General features: G+C 61.8%; 21 protein-coding genes. 7 read left to right on the top strand and 14 right to left on the bottom strand.

Going from position 1 to position 16,925, the window contains the following annotated elements:
- The first annotated feature begins 655 nt into the window (after positions 1-655).
- A complete protein-coding gene (locus AX703_RS04665; RefSeq protein WP_062342978.1) occupies positions 656-1,774 on the top strand; it encodes a glutathione S-transferase family protein in 1,119 nt (372 codons plus the stop codon).
- A gap of 98 nt (positions 1,775-1,872) precedes the next feature.
- Here the strand turns inward: AX703_RS04665 and AX703_RS04660 are convergent, their stop codons facing one another.
- Genes AX703_RS04660 through AX703_RS04645 form a run of 4 tightly spaced genes read right to left on the bottom strand, consistent with a single transcriptional unit; the run spans position 1,873 to position 3,228 of the window.
- Positions 1,873-2,274, bottom strand: coding sequence for a carboxymuconolactone decarboxylase family protein (locus AX703_RS04660; protein WP_081096823.1), 402 nt, complete (start codon positions 2,272-2,274; stop codon positions 1,873-1,875).
- Positions 2,271-2,459, bottom strand: coding sequence for a hypothetical protein (locus AX703_RS04655; RefSeq protein WP_062342974.1), 189 nt, complete (start codon positions 2,457-2,459; stop codon positions 2,271-2,273). Before AX703_RS04655 ends, AX703_RS04660 begins: the two co-directional genes overlap by 4 nt.
- A 26-nt stretch (positions 2,460-2,485) precedes the next feature.
- Positions 2,486-2,896: a MarR family winged helix-turn-helix transcriptional regulator gene (locus AX703_RS04650; RefSeq protein WP_230959651.1), complete on the bottom strand. Its 411-nt coding sequence runs from the start codon at positions 2,894-2,896 to the stop codon at positions 2,486-2,488.
- A 38-nt stretch (positions 2,897-2,934) separates the two neighbouring features.
- Positions 2,935-3,228, bottom strand: coding sequence for a putative quinol monooxygenase (locus tag AX703_RS04645; RefSeq protein ID WP_062342971.1), 294 nt, complete (start codon positions 3,226-3,228; stop codon positions 2,935-2,937).
- A gap of 237 nt (positions 3,229-3,465) precedes the next feature.
- Here AX703_RS04645 and AX703_RS04640 point away from each other — a divergent pair, with 237 nt between their 5' ends.
- Positions 3,466-3,852, top strand: a complete 387-nt coding sequence (locus AX703_RS04640; protein WP_062342969.1) for a hypothetical protein — start codon at positions 3,466-3,468, stop codon at positions 3,850-3,852.
- 128 nt (positions 3,853-3,980) lie between these two features.
- On the opposite strand, the gene AX703_RS04635 is transcribed toward AX703_RS04640, so the two are convergent.
- From AX703_RS04635 to AX703_RS26460, 6 genes are all read right to left on the bottom strand, one after another.
- Positions 3,981-4,613 carry a tyrosine-type recombinase/integrase gene (locus tag AX703_RS04635; RefSeq protein ID WP_053556534.1) on the bottom strand — a complete coding sequence of 211 codons (633 nt, stop codon included), beginning with the start codon at positions 4,611-4,613 and terminating at the stop codon, positions 3,981-3,983.
- A gap of 151 nt (positions 4,614-4,764) precedes the next feature.
- The gene (locus AX703_RS04630; protein ID WP_062342967.1) at positions 4,765-5,706 is read right to left on the bottom strand and encodes an alpha/beta hydrolase; all 942 of its coding nucleotides are present in this window, start codon (positions 5,704-5,706) and stop codon (positions 4,765-4,767) included.
- Positions 5,707-5,801: 95 nt separating this feature from the next.
- Positions 5,802-6,737 (bottom strand): alpha/beta hydrolase, encoded by a 936-nt coding sequence (locus tag AX703_RS04625; protein WP_230959639.1) that lies wholly within the window; start codon positions 6,735-6,737, stop codon positions 5,802-5,804.
- Between the two features lie 106 nt (positions 6,738-6,843).
- Positions 6,844-7,776 carry an alpha/beta hydrolase-fold protein gene (locus AX703_RS04620; protein WP_062342963.1) on the bottom strand — a complete coding sequence of 311 codons (933 nt, stop codon included), beginning with the start codon at positions 7,774-7,776 and terminating at the stop codon, positions 6,844-6,846.
- 5 nt (positions 7,777-7,781) lie between these two features.
- Positions 7,782-8,786, bottom strand: a complete 1,005-nt coding sequence (locus AX703_RS27755; protein ID WP_197423617.1) for a hypothetical protein — start codon at positions 8,784-8,786, stop codon at positions 7,782-7,784.
- The gene (locus tag AX703_RS26460) at positions 8,783-9,094 is read right to left on the bottom strand and encodes a PadR family transcriptional regulator (protein ID WP_081096815.1); all 312 of its coding nucleotides are present in this window, start codon (positions 9,092-9,094) and stop codon (positions 8,783-8,785) included. The genes AX703_RS27755 and AX703_RS26460 overlap by 4 nt, the downstream gene beginning before the upstream one ends.
- A 488-nt stretch (positions 9,095-9,582) precedes the next feature.
- Between AX703_RS26460 and AX703_RS04605 the strand changes: the two genes are divergently transcribed.
- Positions 9,583-9,870 carry a hypothetical protein gene (locus tag AX703_RS04605; protein WP_062342959.1) on the top strand — a complete coding sequence of 96 codons (288 nt, stop codon included), beginning with the start codon at positions 9,583-9,585 and terminating at the stop codon, positions 9,868-9,870.
- Positions 9,871-9,982: 112 nt separating this feature from the next.
- On the opposite strand, the gene AX703_RS28820 is transcribed toward AX703_RS04605, so the two are convergent.
- The 3 genes from AX703_RS28820 to AX703_RS04595 all read right to left on the bottom strand — a co-directional run bounded on the left by AX703_RS28820 (position 9,983) and on the right by AX703_RS04595 (position 11,676).
- On the bottom strand, positions 9,983-10,309 hold the full coding sequence (locus AX703_RS28820; protein ID WP_223178489.1) for a Rap1a/Tai family immunity protein: 327 nt from the start codon (positions 10,307-10,309) through the stop codon (positions 9,983-9,985).
- A gap of 75 nt (positions 10,310-10,384) precedes the next feature.
- The gene (locus AX703_RS04600; RefSeq protein WP_228165648.1) at positions 10,385-10,789 is read right to left on the bottom strand and encodes a PepSY domain-containing protein; all 405 of its coding nucleotides are present in this window, start codon (positions 10,787-10,789) and stop codon (positions 10,385-10,387) included.
- Positions 10,786-11,676 carry a DUF1259 domain-containing protein gene (locus AX703_RS04595; protein ID WP_008603797.1) on the bottom strand — a complete coding sequence of 297 codons (891 nt, stop codon included), beginning with the start codon at positions 11,674-11,676 and terminating at the stop codon, positions 10,786-10,788. The genes AX703_RS04600 and AX703_RS04595 overlap by 4 nt, the downstream gene beginning before the upstream one ends.
- A 168-nt stretch (positions 11,677-11,844) precedes the next feature.
- On the opposite strand from AX703_RS04595, the gene AX703_RS04590 reads away from it, so the two are divergent.
- The 4 genes from AX703_RS04590 (at position 11,845) to AX703_RS04575 (ending at position 16,105) form a co-directional block, all read left to right on the top strand.
- Positions 11,845-12,795, top strand: coding sequence for a chromate resistance protein ChrB domain-containing protein (locus tag AX703_RS04590; protein WP_171008566.1), 951 nt, complete (start codon positions 11,845-11,847; stop codon positions 12,793-12,795).
- Between the two features lie 2 nt (positions 12,796-12,797).
- On the top strand, positions 12,798-14,195 hold the full coding sequence (chrA, locus tag AX703_RS04585; RefSeq protein ID WP_062342956.1) for a chromate efflux transporter: 1,398 nt from the start codon (positions 12,798-12,800) through the stop codon (positions 14,193-14,195).
- A 75-nt stretch (positions 14,196-14,270) separates the two neighbouring features.
- Entirely contained in the window at positions 14,271-14,939 is a 669-nt protein-coding gene (locus AX703_RS04580) for a superoxide dismutase (protein ID WP_171007877.1), read from the top strand.
- Between the two features lie 71 nt (positions 14,940-15,010).
- Positions 15,011-16,105, top strand: a complete 1,095-nt coding sequence (locus AX703_RS04575; RefSeq protein WP_156451916.1) for a Cj0069 family protein — start codon at positions 15,011-15,013, stop codon at positions 16,103-16,105.
- Positions 16,106-16,189: 84 nt separating this feature from the next.
- Here the strand turns inward: AX703_RS04575 and AX703_RS04570 are convergent, their stop codons facing one another.
- Entirely contained in the window at positions 16,190-16,750 is a 561-nt protein-coding gene (locus tag AX703_RS04570; protein ID WP_017184234.1) for a recombinase family protein, read from the bottom strand.
- Positions 16,751-16,925: the final 175 nt, after the last annotated feature.

Below are 16,925 nucleotides of genomic sequence, written 5' to 3'. Positions count from 1 at the left end.
CGCTCGCCGACAAATAGCGCGATCAGAATGCCGCCACTTAGCGCGAGCGTTTACAGATTGGCGATCGGGCCAAATTTTGTGTCCGTTGAGCGACCCCCTATCGTACAACCAAATTTCTTATGGCGTTGCGTCCTATCTGATTGTGTGCCACTTTTTAAACCGTGGCATATTTGGTCTAAGGTTCAACGTGTGATGACGGCTATTGATCTGAAGGTGGCTGCCAATGGGCGAATGGTTCTTCCGAAGTCCGTGCGCGAAGCAATGGGCTTGTCGGGCGATACGAAGGTGACCGCGATCGTAGAAGCGGGTGGCGTCCGACTTGTGCCCATCGGCCATCGTGTGATGCGCGCACGCGAGCTGTACCTGCAGGCGGTCAAGTCGCCGCGCACCACCGAAGACTTCCTACGCGACAGGCGTGAAGAGGCCGGGCACGACGAAGCGAGCATTAGCGATCCTGCCCCACGAGCGAGGTGGTGCTGGATGCATCGGCCGTGCTGGCGCTTCTGCGTGACGAGCCGGGGGCGGACATCGTTGCCGGCCACATGCCCAGAAGCGGACCAGCCGCAAACGACCCGTTGCAGACATTCGGCGGCATCCTTGTTAGCGGGCAAGCTCAGCGGCCTTGCAGTTTCATATTGAGGAATCAGCCCACCTGATGACAAATGTTCTTGTCCTCTATGGCCTGCCGCACTCGCTCTATACCGGCAAGGTTCGCAGTTACTTGCGCAAGCAGGGCATCGGCTACCGTGAGAGACCGCCCAGCGACCCCCATTTCGCGCAAGTAGTGGTGCCGAGAATCGGGCGGGGCATCATCCCGGTCGTGGAGCTTGCCGATGGTAGCGTCGTGCAAGATACCGTCGACATCATCGATCACTTCGAACGCGCCGGTGTGCGCTATTCTGCCTATCCGAAGACGCCGCGCCAACTCGCAGTCGCGCACCTGTTCGAACTCTATTCGGTGCTTGGCCTGACGCGACATGCCATGCACTACCGCTGGTCCTACCTCGATAGACAGAAAGCTTTTCTGCAAGATGCTTTCGGGGTCGGCGGCAATGCCGAGCGCACCGCCTCGGTGATGGCGCGGATGAACAGCTATCTGCCAATGCTGGGCGTGTCGGACGAGACAATCCCGGCAATCGAGGAAAGCTATCGCCAGCTACTTCAAGGGCTCGACGCACATTTCACACAGCATCCCTATCTGGTTGGCACCCAGCCTTCGATCGGCGACTATTCGCTTTTTGGCCCGTTGTTCGCTCATCTTGGGCGCGATCCGGTTCCGCTCGCAATCATGCAGCGCGACGCGCCCAAAGTTCATCGCTGGGTCGAACGCATGCATGCGCCCGATCTCGACCTTGTGGAATATAACCTAGAGGGCGAACATGGTTTTGCTGCCGGTGATGAGATCCCGGCGTCGCTAAGTCCGGTGCTAGATCAGATCGCTGTCGAACTGCTGCCCGGCCTGACCGATAGGCTGAAGTTTCTGCGCGCTTACGTCGCCAGCGGCGCCGCCAAACCTGGCCAGCCCGTCACCTCCAAACCGCATCAGCGGATCGTCGGCGAAGTGGAAACGTCATTCCGCGGCATCCCCTATACGGGAGGGGTACAGCCCTACACTTTCCTTCTTTGGCAACGATTGCAGGACGCGGCAGCAGATAGCGAATCCGTACGAGACCTATTTGCCGCGCGTTCCCTCTCAGCCCTTCTCGAGGAGAAGCTGCCCATCAGGATCAGGCGCGCCGACAATATCGAAGTGTGGGACGAACGGAGCGACTGACTGCCCCAACTACTCATTTAAGGAAACCGCTACTCATGGCCGCTTTCCACCCAGTTGCGGACATTCGCCTGGGCAGAATTCCTTACCGCAAGCTGCCGTCAATTAGGCTCATCCTGATCGAATTCGCTGGCATCCGAGCTCGAGTAGACTTCCTTGGCGGCTTGCATCCCGTTCAACGCTGCTGGAAATCCGGCATACACGCTCATCTGGATGATAATTTCCTCGATCTCGCTCTTCGTAAGACCGACATTGAGTCCGGCTTGGATGTGGACCTTCAACTGGGGCTGTGCCGTGCCCATCGCCGTAAGGGCTGCGATCGTCGCGATCTCTCGTTCGCGGAGGCCAAGACCGGGCCGTGCGTAGATATCGGCGAACGGGTATTCGATGGTGTAGCGGGCAAGATCCGGCGATATGTCCTTTAAGCTTTCAACCACCTTCTCTCCGGCTTCACCGTCGATTCTGCGAAGATTCTCGAGGCCTCTTTCGAACCTGTCAGTCATGACCATTCCTTCATTAAGCGAGTTGCCAGCGAATGCATCGCTGGAGCAAGCAGCAGACTGATGAGGGGAACAAGGATTGCCGTCAGAATGAGTGTCTGAAATCCAAGCGCCATATCGCTCGCGATGAACCCCAGCAGCTTGAGCATCCCGGTCACAAGCGGCCATACGACGAGCCAGACGAGCATGGTCCGCAATATAACGATCCGGAATGTCATTTGTCGGCTGCTGGATCGGGACGATGAAGGATGGCGAAGTATCCCGGCAGAACCTCGTCGAGCTTGGCTTTCCCCGAGAGAGTAAGGGTCACGTTCCGGGAGCGAGCATCTTCTGAGTTTTCCGAAATCGCGATCAGGCCAGCCCGTTCCAAGCCCTGCAAGGTGCGCGTGACGACGGGCCGCGATACGTCCAGCCTTTCGGCAATTTCACTTGCAGCGAGGCAGTTTCGCTCGGGTTCGCGGTCGATAAGGATCATCATCAAAAAGCGAAGCTGCGAGAGGTCATGGCGCGCGAAGTATGCTTCCAGCTCGCGGATCAGCAGGCTCGCGCGTCGCATCAACCGAAGCGCGTCGAGCACTCTGTCGACATCGACATCGGCGAATTGGTCGGCATAACCGTCGACCATTTGTCGGCTGGGAAGTTCTTTAAGAAAGAACATCAGCCTTACCGAACCGGACGGAGATGAAGGATTTGCGGCTCTTCTGCCAGCCAGTCCCGGTAGGCTTCAAAGACGGCCCGGGTGTATGGTTGATCGTGGTGCGATGCCAGTGCGGCCTCGTCTCGCCATTCCTCATAGAGATACAGTGTTCCGTCCTGTGCATTTTCGCTGAGACGAAACTCCATGCAGCCGGGTTCGGCGCGCGTCTGTTCGATGATCTCGCAGATGGCCTCGCGCGCCTTGTTGTAGTGCGTTGGATGTGGCGCGATCCGTGCGATGATGTTCAACTGATGGATCATGACATTCCTTTAGTTATCATGCTAACTATATAATTCAGGGTGATGGCTGGTCAAGTCCAGAACTTCCTGAAAGCAGACCGTCCGCTAACCACCCAGTTTCAGTCGAAACGGAAGCCTGGGCTTGATCCCAAAAGCGGTCTTGCAGCTTTGCCATGCTTCTGAAAAATTTCTGCCATTCAGGAAGCGACCCCGAAGTCGCCGTTAACGCCAGAGCGGAATGTCGCTAAAAGCTGTCGGATGTTTGTCAGGTTTGTAATCGATGCGCTGGATGAAGATTCAGGTCGGCGGCAGGGGCTCTTCCAAGCAGGGGAAGTTCTTGCTTTGAGCGGTGAGATGGATGCGGATGACCTGAAATATCTGGAATCGCTATACGCTTGGTTCAAAGTTCACCTGCCGGTGCCAACCCGATTTGCGGTTTCTTCAAAGCCCCATGCGAAGGCTCAAGCATTAAGCTGGTTTCGTGACGCATCGACCGAGCATATTGGCCAGATGCGGGAGTATCAGCGGATTCTAGAGAAATATGGGCTGCAAGTGTCGATGCTCCGCACTCAACGCCCTGGCTACATTGTGTTCGAAGACCAGTATCAGGTGGTGGCCTATCCATTTGCTGATACGCCGTGCTGACATTCCACTTAGCCCTTTGCTTGGCTTGAAAGCCGCCGTTCGCAAATCCACCCAATTTCGGTCGATCACGCCATTCTAACGCCGCCTCAAAGCGGCCGACCGAATAGGTCGGTCGACCGCTTGCTGTGTCAGATTTCGGTGCGCTCCGCCAACAGTAAGGCATCCTCGAGGTCGACACCAAGGTACCGAACCGTGTTTTCGATCTTGGTGTGGCCGAGCAGAATTTGGATAGCTCGGATATTGCCGGTGGCACGGTAGATCATCGCAGCTTTCGTTCGCCGCAGCGAGTGAGTGCCGTACTCAGCCTTACGCAAACCGATGGCGGTCACCCACTCATCGACGAGGCGGGCATACTGGCGTGTGCTCATATGGCCATGGAGATCGACGCGGCTCGGAAATAGATAATCGTGAGCCGAACCGCCGCGTCGCTCTAGCCAGGCGATCAGAGTCGCGCGAACATCCGCTGTCAGTTCGAATTGGACGGGACGGTTGGTCTTTTGCTGGATGACAATGGCGCGATTGCGAATGTCCGCGCCAGCAACGACATCGCCAATCTTGACCTTGACGAGATCACAGCCACGCAGTTTGCTGTCGATCGCGAGATCGAAGAGAGCCTTGTCCCGGAGACGGCCTTCGCGATCTAGGTGGAAGCGTATCGCCCAGATTTGCTTCTGCGTCAGAGGTCGCTTGGTGCCAACGGTCTTGCCGGCGTTCCAGGCTGCACGGGCTTGTATTGCGGGGTCAAATCGAGAGTATCCCATGGTTCATCTCCTCGGCCGTCATTGGCCAAGCGGGGAACGCTGAAAGAGGAGGCTTTTGGGCCGGAAGCGGAACGTCGGCTTACGGACGCATCGGCGTGGTAAGCGGACCAAGGCGCAAGGTGTCACAACCGTTCGGTTGTGACCCTGCTGCTCAGCTGCCCGTATATGGCCCATGGCCGGGCAGCACTGCCAGGAGACCGCGCGTGACCACGTCGGGGAATACCGTCAGGTGGTCCTCGCCTTGCGCGATTTCGCTTGTGATCAAAAGGCCGGGATGCCCCCGTGAGGCCAGCGTGCGGCGCATCCGCTCCATATCCGCGACGAGGTCGTTGGTGGTGTTGTAGCGGGCTCCTGGAGCGATCGCCTCGAAGCTGCCGGTCACCATGTGTATGCGCGCGGACAGCTTCCGGCCGGAGCGCGCCCACGCTTCTTCCGTACGGAACATCACCCCGAGATCGAACCAGAGAGAGGGGCTGCCGAAGACGTAGCCGTTGAACATCTCCGGCCGCGTAAACAGCACGTGGAAGCCGAACAGCGTGCCATAGGAGTGCCCCACCAAGATTTTGCGGTTCATGTCGACGCGATAATTCCGAGCGACCAAGGGGAACACGACCGTCTCAATATACTGTCGATATGCTTCCGCCTCACCGTAGCTCGGAGCCGAGTATGACCCCGGAGAGTGCGCGGGGTCGCGTCGGGGATCGGTAGGAGTGTAGTCGCGCCGTTGCCCCTCCAAGCCCCTGTCCTGGTCATGGGAAAGACCGACCAGGATGAAGTCCTCGATATTGCGACCCCTTTGTCCGACGAGCGAGCGCACCGAGCGCGTCACCGGGAGCGCCCAGTGTGGATCGAGGACGAAGACGACCGGCAACGACTTCTTAGAACGTGCGTAGGACGGCGGTAGGTCGACCCACACCTGATAACGGCGGCCGAGTGCCGAGGGCGCGTCGTGCGCGGCGCTAGTGGGAAAGGTGATGGGCGGGAGCGCGTCAGTGACCTTGGGCGGCTCTGGAGCGACCTGTTCGGCGCAAGCCGTCGCGCCCGGAACGAGTAGGATAAAGGGGAGCGCAGCGCAAAGCCAGGAACGAATCATAGTACAAGCCCTAAGAGTTGCCGCAGACGCTGAAGGAGACGGCAGAGCATGTGAGACGATTTAGAGTCTCTAAGAACGTGGTCGTGTCGTCCGCGTCACAGCATGCCTATATTAAGCAGCCATTGTTCGACCTGCCCAGGCCACTGCGTTGTTATCGGATCGGCCGTCGGCCGCATCCCGAATGCATGACCACCCTTCGCGTAGACACGCATATCGACCGGCACGCCGGCGTCGTTCAGCGCCAGCGCATAAGCCATCGGCTGTCGGATATCATCGACGGAGTCGTTCATCGCGTGAATGATGAGCGTGGGCGGCGCCTTCGCGCTGATCTTCACCCAAGGCTTTAGTTCGAGGCTGTTCTTCCCCTTGCTGTTATCCAACATGCGGGCCGTATAGGCCACGATCGCGAAGTCGGGCCGCGGGGATTGTCGGTCGGCCGCGTCGGTAAGCGGATAAGTGCGCTCTTCCGTGTTGCTCATATTCGCCACGAGATACGCGCCGGCCGAGAAACCGATTACGCCAATCTTGCGCGGGTCGATCCCGTAGGTCGAGGCGCGTTGCCGCAGCAACCCAATCGCGCGCTGGGCGTCCTCCAAACCCAGTAGCACCTTCGGTCGCTGCTGCTCTCCGTTCTCCTTCGGCCACACTTGCGGCGTCCGGTACTTGAGCACGACGCAGGTCATACCCTGCCGGGTCACCCAATCGCAGACTTCGGTGCCTTCCAGGTCCATAGCTACGGCGTAAAAACCTCCGCCCGGCAGGACCAGCATCGTAACACCGGTATTGCGCCCCTTCGGCCGATAGACCGTCATGGTCGGCCGGGTGACATAGGTCGCCCAATGCCATTTTCTTCCCCCCACAAGGGGTGAGCCGTTGCCGGTCGTCTCGGGACGATCGCCGCTGTCGGGTTTGGCGAGAGGGACGTTCGCAGGCCAGAGCGGCACCTGCGTGCCGCCAGGGGTAGATTGCCAGACGCCCTCCCGTTCTACCTTCGGAACCTCGACTCTCGCGGGTGAGCTGTCATTCTTCATTGCCTGCCCACAGGCCGCTCCAGCGATGCCGATTGCAAGGAGCGTGGGAATGACCACCCGGATTCTTGGCAAGATAAAGTCTCCTATTGAGAGAGAGCAGGTGTGCTTAGGAAAGAAGGAACGCGGCCAAGGAAGACGTATCGGTCGCGCAGTGCCCGCCATAAATCGGATGCCACTCCGTTCTGACCCCGCGCTGGCGAGCCATGTCGGCAAGTCGCTGAGTACCCTCGAAGTTGCCGTAGGTGTCGTACAGACCGTTGGAGAGGTAGAGCGCCGGATAGTGAGGCCCCGCCCGTTCGATCAGATCGAGCGGCGAGACGCGCCGCCACTCCGCATCGCTAGCCAAATACTTCCGTGCCATAAGCAAAACGCCGAACACGATCTTGGGGTTCGCACCCGTACGCTCCGCCGTCGTGCGGATCGTAGACAGCGATGCGAACGGCGAGGATGCATATACGCCGGGGCATAACGCCGCCACCTTGGCGAACCGCGATGGGTAGGAGAGGCCCGCGACCAGGACGTTGAGCCCGCCCATCGACTCGCCCATCAGCAGGCGGCGGTGCGGGCGCCCGACCTTGGCCTCGATCGCCGGCAGGCGCGTCATCAGATCGTCCAGCAAGCCGCTGTCAGCCTTTTCGCCCTTGGGCGTCAGAATCCAGGTCGATCCGTAGGACAGGGTGACGACGGTGGGCGGCAGCGCCCGGCTACGCTGCCATTCGCCCTGCAGCATCGCGGTCAAGTAGGTGTCGTCGTTCCAGATGCGTTCGTCCAGGTTCCGACCGTGCAGATGATAGACGATGTCGCCGTTGGAGCCCCGCCGGTCCCGGTTGACGCAGTAGCGGAACGGGCCCGCCGTCCCGCACGCCTGTTCCGCCGGGACGAAGGACACCTTCTGGGCACCTCGCGTCTTCGTGATCTCCGTCCATGCGTAGTAGATCGAAGCGGCGACGAGGATCGCGAGCAGCCAAGACCGGTATGGGCGCTTGAGTATCGAGCTGGCCGCGCGGCGAGGGCGGCCGCCCGTGTGGGCGTCGGCCATTCGGATCAGGCCGCGCCGACGAGCAGATGGCGATCGAGCGGCGTCGTTTCGGCCTCGCCGGCCGCCTGCGCGTCCACGCCGACTCCTGCTCCCGTCAGCTTCGGCAGCGCCAGAAGGCTCAGGGCATAGCCGATGATCGCGCTTCCGCCGTAACCCACTATCGGGGTCGGGTAGTTGCCGAGGGCGGCAGCCATGATCCCGGCAAGCCAGACGAACCCGAAGGCGGCATAGGAGTCGCGATTCGCCGGATCGCGGCGCCAGCCGACGATCGCAGGAACGAGGAGCAGGGCCGAGCCACCCAGACCCGCCGCAAGCATTCCGGCCATCGCACGGTCGGGCTGGATCGCCATCGCGGCGGCGGCGACGATCATGCCCGCCGTCGCGAGCGCGTCGCGGCATCGCGCGAACGCTACGACCATCAGGGGCAGCAGGATCAGGCTCGGCTGGATGGACAGCCCACCGAGGCGTACCCACCGCACCGCGCCGTCGACGTCGTCGCCGAGCAGGGCGGTAGCCAGCAGCGCACCCGCCATCGCCGCGATCGTCCCGCCCGCCCACCGCGGGCCCGCGAGCATAACGCGGCCGACGAGACCCAGCAGCGTCATGCCGATCGCCAGCGCGACGAGGTTGATGCCCAGGTAGCGCGCGGGAGCGCCGGCGACCCCCATGTAGGCGAGGCCCAGCGCGACCGCGGCGGTTGCGCACGCGATACCTATGGCGCGGGGGCGACGCGCCGCGCTTTCGTGAAAGTCCATGGTCGTTAGTCCTTCGGAGGAAAGGGCGCCTTCGCCGATCAGCGAGGCGAAGGGGCGGAGCAGATACGACGCGAGCACGCGTGGTATGAGGCCGAACACACTGTCGAGCGCGAACAGCAGCGCCTTGGTATCGTTGGAAATCTCCGCCGTTTCGCAACGGATGGCCCTTCCCCATGATTGCAAGGAGGGAGGTAGCGTGGCTTGCAGAGCGCGACAGGCAAGATCGGCAAGGCCGCGCCGACGTCCAACGCTCATATTGTCGCCTCCCGCTGGCCTGAAGCCGGTGACGCCGATTGACCCGGAGGATTGGCGTGGGCGAGCTGCACCCCGCTGGCCGTCAGTCGGTAGGCGTGCCGCGGCGGTCGTCCCCTCTCCAGAGGCTGTTGCCATTCCGCTTCAAGATAGCCCTGCGCTTCCAGACGGATCAGGAGGGGGTAGAGCGTGCCGGATTTCACACCGGCGAGCCGCGCCAGTTCATAGCCGTGAGACCATCCGTCACGTGCGTCGAGCAGGACGGCGAGGATCATCCGGGCTTGGGGTGAGAGCGCGCGTGTTCGAGACATGCGCCATTAAGTCTACCTAGATAGCTTTATAGTCAAGCTCTGATTAGATCGTGTCGGTGCCGCTCGGATCAGCCTACCTTCTCACTGTAATGGTTTGAGAAGCCTTCTTCAGTCCCCGCTTCCCGACCGCTTGCAGGAAAGCAGGGCGCTGAAGCAACGGCGCTTTTCGCCGTGAGCTTTGTGTCACAACCGGTCGGTTCTGACACGCGATCCCGATGCACGGTAGCCTGCCCCTCCGTCGGTACCACAATCGTAGGTCAGAATGTCCGCTTCCGGGCAGGCCCGGGCGCTCGCTGAGCGACCAGCATTGGGGCGCAAAGCGGTCGTCGCCGGCTATCGCAACACCTCGACCTTCAGCCCTTTCACCTTCACAGCCCGCCACGACTTATCGGCGGTGAGGGCAGGGCGCTCCAGCTCCCGTGCCTGCGCGAGGCACGCCCGATCGCCGAGCGACAGCCCGAGGCTGGCGGTCGACGCCCGCAGCCGGCATGACGCTCGGCTACCAGCTATTTATTGCTCTGTTGCTTCTCCTGCCCGGCATCGTCGGGTGGGTATGCGTTCGAGCCGGTTCAACCGATGACCTCCTGAGCCCCATGCCCGACCGGCAAGGCTCAACCACCACATTGGCTGCGATCGTGCTCTTCGCATGCCTCGGGCATCTGTTGGCGGCCATGGCCATCGACCTCAACAGTCGGGTCGCCGCCACCTGGCGTCACCTCAAGGTTTGTGCGCCAGACAACGATTTGGCAGACATAATGCGAACATCGGCTAATTAGCGAGCTTGAGGCGCGACATGGGATCGTTGAGCTGGCGGAATTCACCGCCAGGCGGACGCTCCGCCTGCCCTCAAAGGCAGCCGCCGGGCAGGCTACGCCGCGGGGTACGATGCTACTGACATGGCCAAGCCTTCGCTAACGAGCGTTCAGCTCCGGCCACCATATGAACACTCATAAAATAGCTATTCTGCTCCGCCCAGCGTAAATATGCCGCGCGCAGCGCCGATCGGTCATAGCGTGGAGCGCGGCATTCCGCTTTTCGCGCGACGATCATCATGTCGAGCACGCCTTGGAGGTAAGCGCCGCATCGCGGCTCATTCGCTTGACAGCTTACGAACAACGCCGAGCCCGTCGCCGACGCGGGTTCGGTTTGGCCGATCGCACTATCAGGCAGGGCGGCCAAAGCGGCGCATAACAATATCCATCGTCTTGGCCGCATTTTCGTCTCCTATTCCGCAGTATCATTTCGGAAGGGGCGCACGGCCCTCGACGGCCGGCGCCCCGTGCTGATCCATCATTCGCGGCCGAGCACCTGGCCTTCGGGCGTGACGAACAGTTCGATCGTCTTTCCGTCGCTGTTCTTGCCCTTGATTTCATAGAGCGTGCTTCCGTCCGCCTTTCGGGTGACTTGCTCCGCTTTGCTTATTGACGCGAGTTGCGCGCGTGCCGCGTTCATCGCGGCCTCGGGCACCTGAGCAAGCGGGATGTCTCGTTCGCTGTGCTTGCCGATTATCCGGTTTTCGTTCGCCTCGTGGTTTTGCGCGATCGCCACGCCCGCGATCGCCAGCGCGGCCGCGCCCACGCCTGCGACAACAGTGAGAGTTCGTTTGCTAGCCATGTTCCATTCCACTTCCTGCATAAGGGCCGTGGGGTCGGGCGGGCGGCGGTTACGGCCCAATGAGCCGTCGTCCGAGTTCAACTCCTCTGATTGTTCATCCTGTCGAGCGCCGCGCGCAGCCCACGGGCGAGCTTGGCTGCGTCGTCGTTGGCCCAGAAGTGCATGAAGAACAGCCGCGGCTCGTCGTTTAGCATATGATTATGCAGCGCCGTGACCTCGATCCCGTTCGTCCGCAGCACGCGCAGGACCGGATCGACCTCGTTTGCGACAAGTACGAAATCGCCGGTGATGGCGGCTCGGCCGTCCCCGGTTGGCTGAAAGTTGATCGCGGTCGCCGTGCCCATCGTCGGCGGAGTCTCCATATCGCCGTCCATCAGCCGCTCGGCGCGCGGAAAGCTGTATTGGAGGATGCCACCGGCCGTCTTGCCCTCACCGCCCATCAACCGGTTGAGCGCGGCCACATCGAGGTCGAGCCGCGATGCGGCTGCGCTGGCCGAAGGCGATTGCGGCGCGGCGAGCGGGGTCCGACTGGCTGATAGCGCTTGCCGGAGCGCGGCCGCGAGCTTCACCGGGTCGCCGTGGCCGGCAATGTGCATGTACATGGTCGCAGGCGAAGAGCGGAGCAGGTGATTGTGGAGCGCGGTGATCGTAAAACCGCTTGCGAGCAGGCGGCTCAAAACGGGGTTCACCTCGTCGTGGGTCAGCACGAGATCGCCCATCACCATCGCCTCGTCGCCCATCGGCTGAAACGCCGCCCAGGAACCGAGCGCGAGGGAGGGCTTGATCGTCACCCCATCCAGCGTGACGCTCAGGTCCGAACGCGGGAAGCTGTAGCGGTGAACGCCCCCCGGCTGTTCGGCCCCCGCTCGTCCTATCGCCCGGTCGACAGCCGACCAGTCCGGCGCTGCCCATGCCGGGCTTGCCAGCAGGAGGCTGGCGAATCCCAAGGCGATGGTCTTTTTCAGCATAATTGATCCTTCATCAGCGCACTCGACACGGAAAGCCTCACGTCATGCGAGCGCGCCGCCGGCGAGCCGCGACATTGCGCTCCGGTTTCTTTCTTCGGGATAAGCAGTCCTATGCTCATGAGGCTTGTGATGCAACCCTTACACTTGTAGGCTAGTGACGATACAACTATGACAAACACACAAGCTTCCCCTTGGTTGCTCCTGATCCCGCAGCTTCCGGCTAAGCCTGCCTATTTGCGGGTGAAGGTCTGGCGGCGTTTGCAGGCGATCGGGGCCGCGCCGCTCAAGAACGCCGTCCATGCGCTCCCCAATCGCGAGGACACGCGCGCGCTGTTCGAAGAACTGCATCGCGAGATCACCGAAAATGGCGGCGAGGCGCTGATCCTCGAAGCGCGCCTTGTCGGCGGCATGGGCGATGCGGAGCTGCGCGGAGTGTTCGACGCTGCGCGTGACGCCGACTATGAGGAGTTGGCACGCGAGGCGCGCGCGCTGTGTGAGGGCGAGTATGTCGCGGCGGCGGATGTGGGCCGCCTGCGCAAACGCCTGAACGAGGTCGCCGCGATCGACTTTTTCGGTGCGCATGGTCGGCAGGCGGCACAGGCCGCCATCACCGAGGCGGACCGCCGCTCTCACCAACATCCCGATGTGAGCGGCCCCAGTGCGCCCGAGCTGACCCCGGCGGAGCTAAAGCGCCGCGTTTGGGTGACGCGCCGCCATGTCCATGTCGATCGCATCGCGTCCGCCTGGCTCATTCGCCGCTTCATCGACCCCGAGGCGAGCTTCAAGTTCGTCGAGGGCAAAGGATATGTGCCGGAGCCTGACGAACTGAGGTTCGACATGGCGGACGCTGAGTTCACCCACGAAGGCGACCGCTGCTCCTTCGAGACCTTGGTGTTCCGCACCGGTCTCGAGACCGACCCCGCGCTGCGGGCGCTCGGCGAAATTGTTCACGACCTTGATATTGCCGATGCTCGGTTCGAGCGCCCGGAAACTCCGGGAGTGAGCGCGCTTATCGCCGGCATCTGTGCCGGCACCGACGACGACGAGGAGCGGATCGCGCGCGGATCGACCGCGCTCGACGGATTCTATGCTCACTTCACCCGGCGAAAAGAGGACTAAAGATGGAGGCCAGCGCACGCGCTGAAATCGCAGTCGAGACGCTGCACGAGCACGGCATCAGCTTTGGCGAGGCGGTGCGCGTCTGGATCAGGGTCGCGCTGCTCAGCTTCGGCGGACCGGCGGGCCAGATAGCGGTGATGCATCGCATCCTGGTCGAGGAGAAGCGCTGGATCGGCGAGGAGCGGTTCCTCCACGCGCTCAACTATTGCATGCTGCTGCCCGGCCCTGAAGCGCAACAGCTAGCTGTCTATATTGGCTGGTTGCTCCATAAGACCAAGGGCGGCCTGGTCGCGGGCGCGCTATTCGTGCTGCCCGGCTTCCTCGCGATTTTAGGGCTCAGCTATGTCTATGTGCTGCTCGGCGAAGTGCCGCTGGTCGAGGGATTGTTCTTCGGATTGAAGGCCGCCGTGCTGGCGGTGGTGCTACAGGCGGTGGTCCGGGTGGGTTCGCGTGCCTTGAAGAACAACGTCATGCGCGGTTTTGCCGCGCTGGCGTTCGTCGCGATCTTCGTGCTCGACGTGCCCTTCCCGCTGATCGTGCTTGCCGCCGCGCTGATCGGCTTCTTCGGTGGCCGCGCTGGTTACGCCGCATTCAAGGGCGGCGGCGGACATGGTCCCGCCGGCGCTGAGATAGTCCACGACCGCGACACCGCTCTTGGCGAGGGCCTTCCCGACCATGCCCGGCCGAACCTCTCTTGGTCGCTGCGCATCTCCGGCGTCCTGCTGCTGCTCTGGCTCGGGCCGGTCGCAGCGCTGCTGTTCGCGTTCGGCCCCGACGACGTGTTCAGCCGCATCGCCACCTTCTTCAGCCAGATGGCGGTGGTGACCTTCGGCGGCGCCTATGCGGTGCTCGCCTATGTCGCGCAGGAGGCAGTCGAGACCTATGGCTGGCTCCAGCCCGGCGAGATGCTCGACGGGCTCGGCATGGCCGAGACCACGCCCGGGCCGCTGATCATGGTGACGCAGTTCGTCGGCTTTCTGGCAGCCTTCCGCGAGGCCACCGGACTGCCGCCGCTCATCGCCGCGACGTTGGGCGCGATTCTCACCACCTGGGTCACTTTCCTGCCCTGCTTCCTGTGGATCTTCGCCGGCGCGCCGTTCATCGAACGCCTGCGCGGCAACCGCGCATTGTCGGCCGCGCTTTCGGCGATCACCGCCGCAGTGGTGGGTGTCATTCTCAATCTGGCAGTCTGGTTCGGGATTCACACCTTGTTCGGGCAAGTCCGCGAAGTGCCGTTCGCGGCCGGCGCCATCGATCTCCCAGTCCTGACGTCCGTCGACTGGCCCGCGTTAGCGCTGGCGGTGGGTGCGATCCTCGCCATGTTCCGGTTCAAGGCCGGCATGCTGCCGGTGCTCGGCGTCTGCTCCGTCCTCGGGGCCGCATATGTAATGATCATCTGAAGGGAGTGACGTGTGACGATCGACCAATTTTCCCGACGCAGTGCAATCGCAACTCTTGGCATTGGAGCCGCAGCCATGACTATGAACGAAGCCTCGGCGCAGACGCCGACCGCAGCGCCGACGAATGTCCTCGCATTCGCCGGCAATCATCAGATCAAGCCGCTCAGGTTCGATCCCGCCAGGCTCCACGGCCTCTCCGAAAGGCTGATCACATCGCACCACGAGAACAATTATGCCGGCTCGGTCAAGGCGTTGAATATGATCGAAACACGCCTTGCCGCCGCGCTCGCTGACCCGGACCTACCGCCGGTGGTCTATGGCGGCCTCAAGCGCGAGGAGCTGCACCGCACCGGCTCGGTCGTGCTCCATGAAATCTATTTCGACGGGCTGGGCGGCAACGGTCAAGCAGCCGGCTCGATCCGCGACGCGCTGGGCGCGGCGTTCGGCTCGTTCGACCGCTGGGAGACCGACTTCCGCCGCACCGGCATGAGTCTTGCCGGCGGATCAGGTTGGTGCGTGCTCGTCTACAATCTCCACACCCGCTCGCTGCACAACCATTGGGCGTGGGATCATATGCACGGCGCAATCGCCGGCGTGCCGCTGCTGGCGCTCGATATGTACGAGCATAGTTTTCACATGGATTACGGCACCGCCGCCGCCAAATACGTCGACGCCTTCTTCCGCAACATCGACTGGGAAGTGGTCGACCGCCGCTATGCCGCGGCTTTGCGCGGCGGCGGCTGACCCGTCCGCCGAGGATCAACACCCACTTCTGCGCGACACCTGAGTTGGCGACCACAAAGGGGGCAGGTCCGATGGGAGATGCAACAGTGACATCCGGCCCGAACATCGCTCTTCTTTGGCGCGGACAAGCGGCCGAGTGGACGCATGGCTTTCATGAAGCTCGGCAGTGGCCGATCGTTCAAGCCTTGCGGTCGTTCGGGGCGACCACAAGGCCTGTACTGTACAGAGACGAAGCGGTTCGCGACATTCGTGACGAGTTGCTGTCGTTCGACGCGGTGCTGGTCTGGGTGAATCCGTTGGACATTTCAGGCGACCGCTCGGTGCTCGACCCGATGCTGCGCGAAGTCGCGGCGTGCGGCGTTGTCGTCAGCGCGCATCCTGACGTGATCGCCAAAATCGGCGTCAAGGAAGTGCTCTACACAACGCGATCCATGGAATGGGGCAGCGATGTCGATCGATACGTGGACGCTGAAGGCCTTCGCGCTCGTTTCCCCGAACATCTTGCCGCAGGCCCGCGCGTGCTGAAGCCGAACTACGGCAACGGCGGCAGGAATGTATGGCGTGTCCAACTAGACGAAGCGGGAAACGCTCCGGCTTTGAAAACGTCGGTGAAAGTTCAAGAGGCCCGCCAAGGAAGCAAATCGGAGCGCATCAGCCTAGCCGAGTGCTTGGAAAGGTGGGTGCCGTTTCTAAACGACGGCGGCGTGCTGATCGATCAGGCTTATCAGCCGCAGTCGTCCGAGGGCATGGTCCGCTGCTACGTGTGCGGGCACCGAGTGGTTGGCTTTGGGCACAACCTGATCACTGCGCTGATGACGCCAACGGCCATTGATACAACGTCGTCAACCCCACAGCCGATGGGCCGCGCCATGTTCGGACCGGAGGTGACGCGCTTCGCAGCCTTACGGAAAGCGATGGAGGATCGCTGGATTCCAGAGATGCAAAGGTTGCTGTCGATCGCCGACCACGATCTTCCGCTTCTTTGGGACGCCGACTTCCTATTTCGCCCTGGTGAAGCCATCAGCGATGGCTCCTATGCGCTTTGCGAGATCAATGCTAGTTCGGTTGCACCATTTCCGCCAAGCGCCGTCCAGCCAGTCGCCGCAGCGGCAATCGGTCGCGCTCTTGCCATTCGTTTGACGAAGGAGACCTCCAATCCTCATTGATATGATTCAAGCAATTCAAGAGACGTGACATTGGTCGTATCAATCAGACAAGCCTAAGGGTGAGCGAGGCTGGGTGAAACCGGCTCAGGTGGCAGCGCGGAGATACTGGTAGAGGGTTTCGCGACTGATCCCCAGGTCACGGGCGATGACGGCCTTGCGCTCGCCGTCATCAACACGGCGGTGCAGCTCGGCGACCATTTCGTCGGAGAGGGAACGTTTCCGCCCGCGATAAGCACCGCGTTGTCTGGCGACCGCAATGCCTTCGCGCTGCCGCTCCCGGATCAGGGCGCGCTCGAATTCGGCGAACGCACCCATGACCGAGAGCATCAGGTTGGCCATCGGGGAATCCTCGCCCGAGAAGGCCAGGCTTTCCTTCACGAACTCGATCCGGACGCCTCTTTTGGTGAGGGACTGAACCAGTTTGCGCAGATCGTCGAGATTACGCGCCAATCGATCCATGCTGTGGACCACGACGGTGTCACCCTCGCGGGCGAAGGCGAGCATGGCATCGAGTTCGGGGCGGTTGATGTCCTTGCCCGATGCCTTGTCGGTGAAAATCCGGTCGAGCGACTGCCCGTCCAACTGGCGATCGACATTCTGATCGAATGTGCTCACCCGGACGTAACCGATCCTCTGGCCTTTCATCGCCGCCTCCGGTCAAAATGTCAGGTTGAATTCTATGACACGGCGGAACATGCGTCAATAAATGCTTGCCATAACCCTATCCTGACAGAAACCGCCGCTGCATCCTGACGTCCGGTTAGGCTATACTCCAAGCTGACATCACAAAATCAAATCCCTCAAAGATGGCGTCAATTGC

This window comes from Novosphingobium sp. CCH12-A3, from assembly GCF_001556015.1.
GTDB classification, from domain to species: domain Bacteria; phylum Pseudomonadota; class Alphaproteobacteria; order Sphingomonadales; family Sphingomonadaceae; genus Novosphingobium; species Novosphingobium subterraneum.
Note: the sequence above shows the minus strand (reverse complement) of the source record. Positions and strands in the feature narration are given on the sequence as shown.